Source organism: Ralstonia mojiangensis (assembly GCF_023955645.1).
GTDB lineage: Bacteria > Pseudomonadota > Gammaproteobacteria > Burkholderiales > Burkholderiaceae > Ralstonia > Ralstonia mojiangensis.
The window spans coordinates 922,670-934,836 of record NZ_JAMXHU010000003.1 but is presented as its reverse complement, the minus strand read 5'-3'; the positions used below and the strand labels follow the sequence as shown (position 1 = coordinate 934,836).

Sequence of the window (12,167 nt, the reverse complement as noted above, 5' to 3'; positions counted from 1 at the left end):
GTTGATGCGTGCGTGGCACGCCATCACCGCTGGTAATCGGCACAAGACCGGAAAACTGCAGTCCAACAAGCGGTTTTTCATGCCGGGCTTTCCGGTTGGACCGAGCCCAACGCCGGCCGGCTTAGCCGGCGAGCGCGGCAGCGAAATCGCGATACGAGCGCAGCGGTCGGCCCAGGATGCGGGTCAAACGCTCGACATCGCCAGCCTGCGGAACCATGCCATCGCTGACATAACGCTCCGCCATCAGGCGCATCTCATAGGCCATCCATTTGGGCAGGAAGCTCGCCGCGTTGTTCTCGAAGCCGGTTGGATCGTCGCCGCCGTAGACGATCGGACGGCCGAGGGTTTGTGACCAGATGGAGGCCAGTTCAGCGCCAGTCAGCGTGTCGGGGCCCACCAGGTTGATGGTCTCGATCGGCAGCTTGCCCGGTGCCGTGTCCCGACGGATCAGTTCGATGGCCGCAACTTCTGCGATGTCGCGCGTGTCCACCATGGCGATGCCCTTGCTGCCGATCGGCATGGGGTAGACGCCATGGTTGACGATGACGTCCTTGGCCATGTGCTCGTTGTCCATGAAATAAGCCGGACGCAGGATGGTGGCGCTGAAACCCATCTGCTCGATCATGCGTTCTGCGCCGGACTTCACCGCAAAGTGCGGCACGTTCACGAAGCGCTCGGCGTGCATGACCGACAGATAGACGACGCGCTCAACGCCGGATTCGCGGGCAACGTTCAGCGCAATAAGCGCCTGGGTGAATTCGTCCCCTGCGACCGCGTTGAGCAGGAACAGCGTCCGGACACCAGCAAAGGCACGCCGAAGCGATTCGAGATCCAGCATGTCGCCTTGCACGACATTCACGCTGGCCGGGAAGTCGGCTTTTGACGGGTCGCGAACCAGTGCGCGCACGTCTGCACCGCGGTTGACGAGCTGATTGACGACTTGGCGGCCGACGCGGCCAGTAGCACCAGTAACGAGGATGGTCATGATGTTCACTCTTTGAGTGGGTTGGGTTCCCAGCTAAGGTAGGTGATCCATCTGTGGTCCGGAAGATGCTATAAATAGACTGGGTATCTCACTGGTGGAACACATGGATTTGCTTGCGCTTGCCGATTTCAACTTGGTTGCCCGGCATGGAAGCTTTGGCGAGGCGGCGCGCGCGAGCGGGCGTCCGAAGGCGACGCTGTCTCGCAGGGTGTCTGAACTGGAGACCAGTCTTAAGCTTCGGCTGTTTGAGCGCGGGCCTCGCGGGCTCAAGCTCACACAGGAAGGGCATGCGCTGTACGAGCGTACCGGCGCGCTGCTCACCGAGATTGCCGAGAGCGCCGCGGCAATTGCATCGGGAAGCGATCGGCCACGCGGCCGTCTGCGCATCAGCGCGCCAATGCTCTTTTCCCAGATCGCCATGGGCAAGCTGGTTGCCACATTCGCGCTGAAATATCCCGAGGTGCAGTTGGAGGTGACGACCGAAGACCGTGGCGTCGACATGATCGAGGAAGGGTATGACCTCGTGATTCGGGTCAATCCGGACCCGGACGAAAGCCTGATCGGACGCGTCTTCTTGCGTGATCGCCTCGTCGTCGTGGCAACGCCGGAACTGGCGCGGCCATCAGGCAAGACGGTTGCGCCGGCTGTCCTTCGAGGCCCCGGCTCTGGAAGCGCTGGCTGGGATGTCGCAGGGCCCCGGGGAAAGTCGCGCATAGCGATCAGGCCCGTCGCACACCTGTCGTCGCTGATCATGGTGCGCGACACAGTCCGTCTTGGCGTGGGCGCCGCCTGCCTGCCGGTGTCGCTCGTGGCCCACGATCTGGAGGCCGGCACGTTGGTGCATTGGGGCGATGTAGACGGCCCCGATATCGCGCTATGGGCGCTTTATCCTTCCAGGCGGTTGCTCAGCGCTCGCGTTTCCGCTTTTCTCGAGCACCTCAAAGACGCATTCCCGACGGGCGAGCCCGAAGAGCTGGCGGCTTATCTTCATTCCGCAGCATAGGCAGCCGGTTATAGCGCTTCGGGGTCTCCGCGCATTTCCGGCAATGGGCGATGCGCGATGTCTTCCGCCTCGGCGTGGTCCAACCCGAGCATGCGCAGCAGTGCCGATGCCGCCCGCTCCGGAAAATCGCTCTTGCTGTCGGCGAGGCCGTTCAACAGCGTGGCTGCCGGCTCCGTCTGCGCGTCGATCTGCACGCCCACAGCCACGGCGGCGAGCACGGTCCCGCCAACGGAAATCAGGCTCATCAGTGGATCGGGCGCGTCAAACCGACCTGCCGCAACGCCACGCCCGATGTCGCGAAGCAGCCGCTGGCCAAGCCCACGGCTGAGGATGCGAGGCGAGAATCCTTCGCGAATCAGGAACTGTCCCCACACCGGCTCCCGTCGCGCGCGCAGCAGCGTGTGCCGCACGGATACGGCGATCACTTCGGCTGGATCGGCAAGACCCTCGGCAATCCGATCCAGCGTGTCTGCGAACTCCTCGAACACCCAGTCCGTCAGCGCCAGGTAGATCGCCTCCTTCGATTCGAAGTGGTTGTAGAACGAGCCAAAGCCGACATCCGCAGCCTCGGTGATCTCGTTGATCGCCACGCCCTCCATTCCCTTCTCGGCCATCAGCTTGAGCGCCGCCTCTAACAGGCGCGACCGTGTCTCGCGTTTGCGACGCGCGCCACGCGGCTCCTTTTCTTCAACAGCGGTGGCCGCCGACGTGGCGGCTGCGGCCGCTGTGGCGGATTTGACGGCCTTGGCGGCGCGGGAAGTGGGAGTGCGGGGCATGGGATCGAATCGATGAAGCGGCGTTAGAGTTTAACCTGATCAAAGTTGACAAACTTATCAGTTATGATTTGAATATCGAAAACGCCCGCTCAATGGGCGATACAAGAACAGGAGTTCGCGTGGAGACAGCTGCACAAGAGGCGCAAGAAGCGCTTCCGTTCGCGCCCCAGTGCGCCCCCGCTGCCGATTTGACTTCTGCAGTCGATGTGCTGGTAGTGGGTTTTGGCCCCGTGGGTGCCATGGCTGCAAACCTGCTGGCCAGATACGGCGTACGGGTGTTGGTCGTGGAGAAATCCGCGGAGATCTTCATGGCGCCTCGCGCCATTGCGCTGGATAACGAGGCGCTGCGCATCCTGCAGTTGGCCGGAATTGGCGAGCGCGAGCTCGACACCATTGCGATCCCGTTTGTGCGCATGCGCTCGCCGGTGTTTGGCGAATTCGCGCGCGTGAATACGCTTGGCGGCGCAGACGGCCATCCGAAGCTCGTCACGTTCTACCAGCCCGATCTGGAGCGCAGCCTGAGGCGCCAGCTCCAGCAGTACGACGGCGTACACATCGCGCTGGGCGCGGAGTTCATGGGGCTGGAAGCCGCCGAAGACCACGTTGTGGCTTCGGTCGCAGTGGCCGGCGGACAGACGCATCGCGTGCGTGCGCGCTACGTCATCGGGGCAGACGGTGCCAGCTCCGTGGTGCGCGGGTTGATCGGACAGGCCTTCAAGGGAAAGACGTTTGCCGAAGACTGGCTCATCGTCGATGCGCGCAATGTGCCGCGCCCCATCGACCACGTTGAGTTCCTCTGCAACCATCGCCGCCCGACGCCTCACATGACGGCCCCGGGCGGGCGGGAGCGCTGGGAGTTCATGCTGAGCCCCGGTGAAACGCGCGCTGAAATGGAATCGGACGAACGCATCCGCACATTGCTCAAGCCCTGGTGCAACGTCGACGACATCGTCATCGAGCGCAAAGCCGTCTATCGCTTCCACGCGCGTGTGGTCGATACCTTCAGCAAGGGGCGCGTCTTCCTTGCCGGAGACGCCGCGCACATCACGCCGCCTTTCGTCGGACAAGGACTGGTTGCCGGCCTGCGCGATGTGGCCAATCTCTGCTGGAAGCTGGCATGGGTCGTCCAGGGCAGGGCAGCGCCGGGCATCCTGGATTCGTACGACCGCGAGCGCCGCCCGCATGCGAAGGCGATGATCAATCTCGCCAAGTTCATGGGCAAGCTGGTGATGCCGCGCAACGCCGGCGTTGCGTTGATCACGCACGGGCTGATGCGCCTTGTGCGCCTGGTTCCACCACTGCGTACCCAGCTCGAAGAACTCGGCATCAAGCCGAAGAACGCATTCGCACGGGGTCTGTTCGTGCAGGGAAAGGGCGGATCGCGCTTGCGCCGTGGTGCCGTGCTGGCCCAAGGCTGGGTGCGCGGCTGCGATGGCGCGACCCAATTGAGCGACGACGTGTTTGGCACCGGGCTAGCGTTGATCGGCTTTGGCCATGACGCCAGCACACACCTGGATGCCGACACCGCCAAGGCGTTTGCAGCGGCGGGCGGCAAGGTGGTCCAGATCACGCATCGGGGCCAGCGCCTGCATGTGGCGCAAGGCGAGCACTGGGAAGACCTTGAAGGTGTCTTTCTGCCGGGCTCCGTACCCTTCGGCTGGGCCGCCGTCATCCGGCCTGACCGCACCATCGTCCATGACGGCCCGGTACAGGATGCCGCCCGCCTTGTCCGAGAAAGCCTCGCATTGCTCGGCGCATCTGCCGGGCAGGTGTCTTCCCTGGCTCCCGTCGCACGCGCCGCTTGAGGTCTCACCATGAAACTCACGACAGCCCAACCTGCCCGCCACCCGAACCCAACCACCAAGGCGCTCGAACTGGCCTACCTGATCTTCGAGCGGCCTGACCTGACCAAGGCAGAGCAATTCCTCACCGACTTCGGCCTGCACACCGTGGCGCGCGACGGCGAGCGATTGTTCATGCGCGGCACCAGTACCGCCCCGTTCTGTTACGTGGTCAACAAGGCAGACACAGACCGCTTTGCCGGATTCGGCTTGCGCGTTGCCGACAGCAAAGACCTGGAAGCGCTCGCCCGCCTGCCGGGCGCATCGGGCGTGGAGCCCATCACTGCGCCGGGCGGGGGACTGTGCGTGCGCCTGCATGATCCGTCCGGCTTTCGTGTTGAGGCCGTGTGGGGCCAGGCGCCCAGCGGCACGCTGCCGCATCGCGCCGCCATGACGCTCAATACGGCCGACAGCATTGTCCGTGTGAATGACACGCAGCGCGTTCAGGCCGCGCCGCAGGAGGTCATCCGCCTGGGCCACGTCGTGCTGGAAGTGGCCGACTACCAAGCCACGAGCGCCTGGTACACGCAGCACTTCGGCTTCATTCCAAGCGATGTGCAGGTGCTGCCCGATGGCTCGCCGGCGGTGGCATTCATGCGGCTTGACCTGGGCGCTACGCCTGCCGATCACCACACGCTGGCGCTCGCCCAGGGCTTCGCGCCGGTCTACAGCCACAGCGCCTTTGAAGTGATCGACGCCGATGCCATCGGCATGGGGCAACGCATTCTGCGCGAGCGCGGCTGGAAACATGCTTGGGGCATCGGCCGGCACATCCTGGGCAGCCAGATTTTCGATTACTGGCAAGACCCCTGGGGCGACAAGCACGAGCACTACTGCGACGGCGATATGTTCACCGCCGACAAGCCGACCGGCATCCACGCCGTGAGCCGCGAAGCGATGTCGCAGTGGGGTCCGGTCATGCCGCGCAGCTTTACGAAACCCAAGCTCTCCCTCTCCAAGCTTGTCGCCCTGCTGAAGAACCTGCGGAACAGCCCCGACCTGACAGTCGGCAAGCTGCGCACGCTGGCCAAGCTCTTCGCGTAACCCCGCTTCATTTACCGACAGCCCCGATACGCCATGGCATTGAATGTTCTGCATTACCGATACCAGGGTCGCGCCCAGTGGGGAGTGATCCGCGCCGGCATGATCACGCCCGTCCCGGGGGAGTATCCGACCACCTCCGCCTTTCTCCAGTCCAACACGGTCGAGGCGCTGTCCGGATTGGCCGGCCACGCCATCAAGGTGTCGGAGGTTGAGATCCTCTCGCCGGTCACGCGCAACCAGCAGTTCATCTGTCTGGGTGCGAACTATCGGCAGCACATGATCGAGTCGGGCATGAATCCGGACGCCAAGCACTTCAACATGGTGTTCACCAAGGCACCGGGCTGCATTGTTTCGGCCACTTCGGATCTTGTGCGGCCACGACACGTGCAGTTTCTCGACTATGAGATCGAACTCGGCCTCGTCATGAAACGCGAGGTAACAACGCGCCAGCCGGTAACCGACGCCAACCTGCACGAGTACGTAGCCGGCATCGTCATCGTGAACGACTACTCGGCGCGCGACATCCAGATTCCGCAGATGCAGTTCTACAAGGGGAAGAGCTATCGCACGTTCGGCCCGGTAGGCCCGTATCTGTGTCTGCTGCAGCCGCGCGACTTTGGCCGGCTGCGCGACCTGCAACTCAGGCTGACCGTCAACGGCGTGACGCGGCAGAGCGACTGCACCGCCAACCTGGTTCACGGCCCCGCAGAGACCTTGACCGAGTTGTCGGGCGTTCATGATCTGCACACCGGCGACCTGATCGCCACGGGCACACCCGCCGGCTGCGCGCTGAGCGTTCCATCACCCGCCAAGCAGCGCATTGCCGCGCTGTTGCCGGACGCCACCAAGTGGCGAATGTTCATGAAGGTGCAGGCTGCGCGGCCGCAGTATCTGAAGCCCGGCGACATCGTCGAATCGCGCATCTTCAGTGCGGACAGCGAGATCGACCTGGGCACGCAGCGCAACCGCGTCGTGGAAGACGCAGCATGAACGGCATTGCAAACCAGAGCGACATCCTCGCCATTGAAGCGAGAGGAATGCCGGCAGATCTGCCAACCAGCACGTACGAGATGATCCGGCGCGGCGCGGCCATCAACCCGTCGGCCCCAGCGCTGTCGTTCTTCTTGCGCGCGGCAGATCACCGCAAGCCCCAGACGTGGACGTATCGCGAGCTTGTGCGAGACATCACGCGCACGGCGAACCTGTTGACGCGGCTCGGCATCCGCCGGGATGAGGTGGTCGCCTACGTGCTGCCGAATCTGCCGGAAACGCATTTCGTGATTTGGGGCGGAGAGGCAGCGGGCACGGTCTGCGCCATCAATCCGCTGCTCGAAGGGCCTGCCATTGCCGATCTGCTGAAGGCGGCCGGCGCGCGCGTGCTGGTCACGCTGGCGCCGTTTCCCGGAACCGATCTGTGGCCCAAGGTGCAGCGCATTCTGGGTGAAGTGGCATCGCTCGAGCATCTGGTGCTCGTCAATCTGGCTGATCGCGTGCGCGGGCCCAAGGGCTGGATGGCGTGGCTCGTGCAGCGCCGGGAATGCACACGGCTGCACGGCCGGGACGGTGTTCGCGCCGCCGTGCCCAGACATATCCACCTGCACGATTTCGGCAGGGCGATGGCGCGTGAATCTGGCGCAACGCTCGCGTATCCGCGCGTGTTCAAAGCAGGGGATACCTCTTCGTATTTCTGCACAGGCGGCACCACGGGGCTACCCAAGATTGCCATGCGCAGCCATGGCAATGAAGTGGCCAATGCGTGGGCGGCCGGGCAGTTCCTCGGCAACAGCGTGGGGCCCGGCAAGACGATCTTCTGCGGGTTGCCGCTGTTTCATGTGAACGCGGTGCTGGCAACCGGGCTTCTGCCGTTTTCCAAGGGTGCGCACGTGGTGCTCGGCACACCGCAGGGGTATCGCGGCGACGGAGTTGTCGCGCGCTTCTGGGAAATCGTCGAGCGCCACCGCATCAACTTCTTCAGCGCCGTGCCGACCCTGTATGCGGCGTTGCTGGATGTGCCCGTGGGCGAGCGCGACATCAGCTCGTTGGAATACGGCCTGTGCGGCGCGGCACCCATGCCCGTCGAAGTCTTCCGCACGTTCCAGCAGCGCACCGGCGTCAAGATTCTGGAGGGCTACGGCCTGACGGAAGGCACCTGCGTGAGCAGCGTCAACCCACCGCTGGGCGACCGGCGGCTCGGCTCCATTGGCCTGCGTGTGCCGGGCCAGCTCATGAAGGCCGTGGTGCTCGGTGAAGACGGGCGGTATGTGCGCGATTGCGTTACGGACGAACCTGGGGTCCTGGTCATCTCGGGGCCAAACGTGTTTGGCGGCTACGTGCAGCCAGAGCACAACAAGGGCTTGTGGATCGACCTGGGCGATGACCGGGCGTGGCTCAACACCGGCGATCTTGGCCGCATGGATCGGGATGGCTATTTCTGGCTGACCGGCAGAAAGAAGGAACTCATCATCCGTGGTGGCCACAACATTGATCCGGCCACCATTGAGGAGCCGCTGCACCGGCACCCGGCTGTTCAGATTGCAGCGGCCATCGGGCGGCCAGATATGCATGCGGGCGAACTGCCAGTGGCATACGTCCAGCTCAAGCCCGGCGCCACGGCCAGCCACGAAGAACTTGCGAACTTCGTGCGCGAAGCCATCCTTGAGCGCGCTGCACAGCCAAAGCAGATTCACATCGTGGATGCCATGCCGCTCACAGCGGTGGGCAAGATCTTCAAGCCCGCACTCAAGCGCATGGAAACCGCCGATGCCTTGCACTGCGCGTTGCGCGAGGCAGGTATCGAGGGTGTGCGCCTCGTGCTGGATGAGGACAAGACCACCGGCATCCTGGTACGTGCCGGCCTGCGTGACCCTGCATTGCACGATGGCGTGGCAGCGGTCCTTGGCCGATTCCCATTTTCGTTTTCCATCTCGCCAGACGGAGGCGCGCCTCCCTAGTCCGTCACGCCCCAGCTTGCCTTAGCCAATACAACGATTCCAAAACAGGAGACAAACCATGGCGCACTTCACCCTGCGCGTTGCCCCCGCTCGTTCATTTTTTGCCGTGGCGGCTGCCATTGCAATGGCAGCACCCTTGGCACATGCGCAATCAAACGAAGACCCGCCCGGCAGCGATGCCAGCTTCTTTGACCGATACATACGCGGGCGCAACGTGCTCTCGGTTGGGGTGCTTCGTATTCATCCCACGGATTCGTCAACGCCGCTGTCCACCTCAACCAGCGCGCTTGGCCTGGGTAGCTATGAGTCGCCCGGCACCAGTGCCAAGACGGGCAGCTCCACCACGCTGTCGCTCACGCAGACATATTTCGTCAACGACAACTGGGCCGTTACGGCGGTCGGGGGCATCCCACCCACCACGAACATCTACGGTCGTGGCAAGGTCGTCGCGCCCGTGCCGGGGCTTGGGAACCTCACGCTCATCGATCTGGGTCTGCCTAAGAACAACCCCGTTGCATGTGCCCGCGCGTGGAACCCGGCGCTCATTGGGCAGTACTACTTCGGAACCGCACAGAGCAAGCTGCGCCCGTTCATCGGTGCGGGCGTCAGCTACAACTTCTTCACCCAACTACGCCTGAACTCGAATTTCGTCAGCGCCATGCAGAACCTCGGCCAAGTCCTTCAGTTGGGCATGGGCCAGATTCCCACCGGCCCCGCCAAGGTGTCGGCTGCGACCTCCAGTTCGTGGGCGCCCGTCGCCAACATTGGTGCGTCGTACGAGTTCGCCCAGAACTGGACGCTTGTCGGCACCGTCGCCTATCTGCCTCTGAAGACCACATCCACCATCACGCTGCGCAGCCAGGAAGGCCAGGTGCTGGCCGTCAACAAGACGGAGATCAACGTGAAGCCAGTCGTCTTCAGCCTGAACGTTGGATACCGGTTCTAGCGGATCGGAGAAACCAAGGGTGAGCGAGCTGATGAACCCGGTGAGGCTCAACGCCGCTCGTGCCTGGGCATCCGCGGTGGGGCAGAGCGCGAGGCTCAGACCGTGGAGCTCGAGTGTTGAAGAGTGAAGCTCGACCCTCAGACAGTGGAGTACGACCCCCAAACAGTGAGATTCCAGTGCTTGAGGCTGAAAACGCGACCCTCCGACAGTGACGTTTCAGTGTTTGGCCCTGACGTTCGACTCTTTGAGGGTGGAGCTTGAGTGTCTGAGGGTGAAGCTCCAGTGTCTGAGGGTGGAGCTCCAGTGTTTAGGGGTGAAGCTTCAGTGATTAAGGGTGAAGCTTCAGTGTCTGAGGGTGAGCGTGAGATTCAGCCTAGCGCCCAACCCGCTGATGGGGAAGGGGGTTCTCCGCCACGGGGCCGTATCAATATGCGATGACGTTCAACAGCCACGACCATTACTGGCCGCCAGCGTTGGCTCTTCTCCTGCGCAGGGCGGCCTGCGATAGCGGATTGCCTGCGTCTGTTGTTACCGGCAGCGGTCGCCTTGCCTCAGACTAGAACGTGACGCACCTCAAGAAAGAAGCGCTGAATCTTTTGTTCAATTTTAGGATCGATCATTTCGTCCGGCCGCCTTCCGTGCGGGCAGGGAAGCCGTGGAGTCGTACCAAACAAGCGACAAATCAAGGGGCGCTCCAAATACACGCTGCATCCCTTGGTATCCAGATGAGGGCAACTTAGGTTTGCCAGCGCAGTGTCGCGCTCGGCATCGCTCTTAACGGGAAGCCTCGACATCTCCTCCGTTGAGGTGGTCACGGGTCCACAACAATCGTGACATCCCGGAATGCACTCGAATGTGGGAATTCGTGAGCGAAGAAACCTGATTTTTTGGCTATGCATCGGTGTAGTTAGGCGTAGCTGAGCACAAGGTTGTCGTCCATCGTGGACACGTTTCCCGGCATATGCGAATGGGCGTGGTCACTTCCGTGGCAAGGGCTTTCAGCTCTGGTCGATTCAGCGTCCGCCGCCGCGCTGCCAGCTCGCCTGCTCTTGCCAGAATTCGAGATCCGACGCGAGCCGTTTGCTTTGCTTCAGGTGGCGCGCAGCCAAGCGCAAGTTCAGAGCGTGCTCCATCTCCAGCGTGCGCGCACGCGTGAGCAGCGTGTCCAGCGCCGGAAGTTTCCACGACCCCTTCCAAGCGAACAACGTGTAGTTGCAGCTGTCCTCGGACGTCGAAACGGAGAACGACTCGCCGAATACCGAGTGCAACTCCTCAAGGTAGAACGGGATATCGCGATCACTCTCGAGGAAGTTGGCAACCAGAACGCCATCGTCGGCAAGGCGCGCGTAACAGGCAGCGTAAAAGTCTGCTGTCCCCAGTTGCGCCGCCATGCCATGCGCCAGAAATCCGTCGACCAGAATCACATCGGGTCGGGCATCCTGTCCTTTGACATACTCGGCGCCGTCCGCGCAGATCACTTCGAAGCGATCGTCGTCGCGGGGAATGTGGAACGTATCGCGCAAAGCGATTACAGCAGGGTCGATCTCGATTGCCACCACCTTGGTATCGGGGAGATGGTGGTAACAGTACTTGGCCAACGAGCCGCCGCCCAAGCCGATCATGGAGATTCGGGCAGGCGCCGGCTGCAGGAGCAGAAAGCCCATCATCGTTCGGGTATAGCCGAGCACCAACTTGTTTGGGTCGCGCCTTGACATGAGGCTCTGTACCCCATGCACGTCAAAATGGAGCGACAGTTCGTGCGCAGTTTCCAGCAGCGTTGGCGTCCCGTCGTTAGGGGCTTCGGCGAGAAACTTCACATAGGCGTCAAGGGAGCCGTAAGACATATCAATTGCCGATCTTGATCAAGCGTTCGTATGAATGAGTCAGGCACTCAGCAGTGCTGCAATGACTTTCACTGCGGCGGCGTCATCCCGACCAACGGCCTGGATCATGACCTTGGCGCCCGCGCGGGCGGGGAGCCGCATGACCTCCATGACATTCTTGGCGTTTGCCGTGCGCTCGTTGCAGACGAGCAGGATGTCGCAATCGAACTGGCTGGCGGCATGTACCAGCCGCGCAGATCCACTGCCTTGCAGACCAACGCGGCAGGTCATCTCGATCGTCGCTTCTACCACGGCATCCTCAAAAAACGGTGAATTCCAAACAGGCTCGCGGTCGCCTGGCTGCACCGCGAACTGGGGGCGGAGCACCTAACGCGCGTCTCAGGCTGTGCTTTGGTGCATGGTTGTATATAATGATAATGACATTATCATGCAATGATACTCCACATGGAATCCAAGACTGCGCGTCTCACCGTGTTGATCGATCCGGTGAAGAAGAAGTCCTTCGAGAAGTTGTGCGCGGCGCAAGATCAGACGCCGTCGCAAGTGGTGCGGCAGTTGATTCGCGACTATCTGGAGCAGCACGGCGTCAGCTATGCGACCCGCCCCAAAGTCGGGACGGCCACCCCGACACAAAAACGCAATCCGTAGTCTCTGAGCCCCTCAGGGCGGATCACCTCGAATTGCACTGACGCGTTGCCTGTGTCCTGGGAGGGACGGATACGCTGACGCCAGCGCGACGGCAAACCATGCGGCCACGGCCTTGGCGCACGCCTGCGC

The 12,167-nt window shown here is 62.6% G+C and carries 12 protein-coding genes; 7 read left to right on the top strand and 5 right to left on the bottom strand.

Going from position 1 to position 12,167, the window contains the following annotated elements; genetic code table 11:
• Positions 1–121: 121 nt before the first annotated feature.
• Positions 122–985, bottom strand: a complete 864-nt coding sequence (locus NG898_RS16540) for an SDR family oxidoreductase (protein WP_252693415.1) — start codon at positions 983–985, stop codon at positions 122–124.
• A gap of 103 nt (positions 986–1,088) precedes the next feature.
• Between NG898_RS16540 and NG898_RS16535 the strand changes: the two genes are divergently transcribed.
• Positions 1,089–1,988 (top strand): LysR family transcriptional regulator, encoded by a 900-nt coding sequence (locus NG898_RS16535; RefSeq protein ID WP_252693414.1) that lies wholly within the window; start codon positions 1,089–1,091, stop codon positions 1,986–1,988.
• 8 nt (positions 1,989–1,996) lie between these two features.
• Here the strand turns inward: NG898_RS16535 and NG898_RS16530 are convergent, their stop codons facing one another.
• Positions 1,997–2,764: a TetR/AcrR family transcriptional regulator gene (locus tag NG898_RS16530; protein ID WP_252693413.1), complete on the bottom strand. Its 768-nt coding sequence runs from the start codon at positions 2,762–2,764 to the stop codon at positions 1,997–1,999.
• A 119-nt stretch (positions 2,765–2,883) separates the two neighbouring features.
• Between NG898_RS16530 and NG898_RS16525 the strand changes: the two genes are divergently transcribed.
• Genes NG898_RS16525 through NG898_RS16505 form a run of 5 tightly spaced genes read left to right on the top strand, consistent with a single transcriptional unit; the run spans position 2,884 to position 9,546 of the window.
• A complete protein-coding gene (locus tag NG898_RS16525) occupies positions 2,884–4,569 on the top strand; it encodes a bifunctional 3-(3-hydroxy-phenyl)propionate/3-hydroxycinnamic acid hydroxylase (RefSeq protein WP_420803698.1) in 1,686 nt (561 codons plus the stop codon).
• A gap of 9 nt (positions 4,570–4,578) precedes the next feature.
• The gene (locus NG898_RS16520; protein ID WP_252693412.1) at positions 4,579–5,649 is read left to right on the top strand and encodes a VOC family protein; all 1,071 of its coding nucleotides are present in this window, start codon (positions 4,579–4,581) and stop codon (positions 5,647–5,649) included.
• Positions 5,650–5,682: 33 nt separating this feature from the next.
• Positions 5,683–6,639 (top strand): fumarylacetoacetate hydrolase family protein, encoded by a 957-nt coding sequence (locus tag NG898_RS16515; protein ID WP_252693411.1) that lies wholly within the window; start codon positions 5,683–5,685, stop codon positions 6,637–6,639.
• A complete protein-coding gene (locus NG898_RS16510) occupies positions 6,636–8,600 on the top strand; it encodes an acyl-CoA synthetase (RefSeq protein ID WP_252693410.1) in 1,965 nt (654 codons plus the stop codon). Before NG898_RS16515 ends, NG898_RS16510 begins: the two co-directional genes overlap by 4 nt.
• Before the next feature lie 58 nt (positions 8,601–8,658).
• Positions 8,659–9,546 (top strand): OmpW/AlkL family protein, encoded by an 888-nt coding sequence (locus NG898_RS16505; protein ID WP_252693409.1) that lies wholly within the window; start codon positions 8,659–8,661, stop codon positions 9,544–9,546.
• A gap of 551 nt (positions 9,547–10,097) precedes the next feature.
• Here the strand turns inward: NG898_RS16505 and NG898_RS16500 are convergent.
• From NG898_RS16500 to NG898_RS16490, 3 genes are all read right to left on the bottom strand, one after another.
• Positions 10,098–10,445, bottom strand: coding sequence for a YkgJ family cysteine cluster protein (locus NG898_RS16500; RefSeq protein WP_260780931.1), 348 nt, complete (start codon positions 10,443–10,445; stop codon positions 10,098–10,100).
• Between the two features lie 114 nt (positions 10,446–10,559).
• On the bottom strand, positions 10,560–11,390 hold the full coding sequence (locus NG898_RS16495) for a fused MFS/spermidine synthase (RefSeq protein WP_282562200.1): 831 nt from the start codon (positions 11,388–11,390) through the stop codon (positions 10,560–10,562).
• Positions 11,391–11,429: 39 nt separating this feature from the next.
• Complete coding sequence (locus NG898_RS16490; protein WP_252693408.1) at positions 11,430–11,681, bottom strand: HPr family phosphocarrier protein; 252 nt, start codon at positions 11,679–11,681, stop codon at positions 11,430–11,432.
• Positions 11,682–11,834: 153 nt separating this feature from the next.
• Between NG898_RS16490 and NG898_RS16485 the strand changes: the two genes are divergently transcribed.
• Complete coding sequence (locus NG898_RS16485; RefSeq protein WP_252693407.1) at positions 11,835–12,038, top strand: ribbon-helix-helix protein, CopG family; 204 nt, start codon at positions 11,835–11,837, stop codon at positions 12,036–12,038.
• Positions 12,039–12,167 lie beyond the last annotated feature (129 nt).